1 protein-coding gene is annotated in these 441 nt (G+C 50.6%); it reads left to right on the top strand.

The annotated features are described in order from the left end of the window. Nucleotides 1–169: 169 nt before the first annotated feature. Nucleotides 170–441: hypothetical protein (locus E0D98_RS25860; RefSeq protein ID WP_131891544.1), on the top strand; the 272-nt coding region annotated here is incomplete at its 3' end.

The raw sequence follows: 441 nt of genomic DNA, 5'->3' as shown, positions 1-441 counted from the left end.
CCCATAACAGCATCACCGTCACAGTGAGCGTCGATAACTATCTCTCATGGATGGATATTGCCGTATCCGGTCTCCCGGAATTACCGGATATGCCCTTCTGTGATTTTTTCATTCGCCGCCAGCAGTTTATCTATCCGGGTGTGCCCCCGACAAAATCAGGAGAAGAATGATGAAAATTCACCGCATATCCCCGGAGACGCTTATAACACTCATCCACGCACACCTGGCCGGAAAAACTGACAGTACCGCCAAAGAAGAGCACCGGCTACTCCGTCGTTTCCTGCGGGATGATGACGGCAGGCTGGCCGGCGTACTGCTGAATATTGCCGGAATACTTCAGTTCAACAGGGAATTAAGTGCGCGGCATAATTATCCGGCCACACCCCTGACTGAATTTTCATTAAGGAAACGGGGAAAACAACTTCATCTCTGTCTCTGCAG

The organism is Escherichia sp. KCJ4928 (assembly GCF_004352695.1).
Classification (GTDB): domain Bacteria; phylum Pseudomonadota; class Gammaproteobacteria; order Enterobacterales; family Enterobacteriaceae; genus ECMA0423.
The sequence above is the reverse complement of the archived record's forward strand: the minus strand, read 5'-3'. Positions and strand labels throughout refer to the sequence as shown.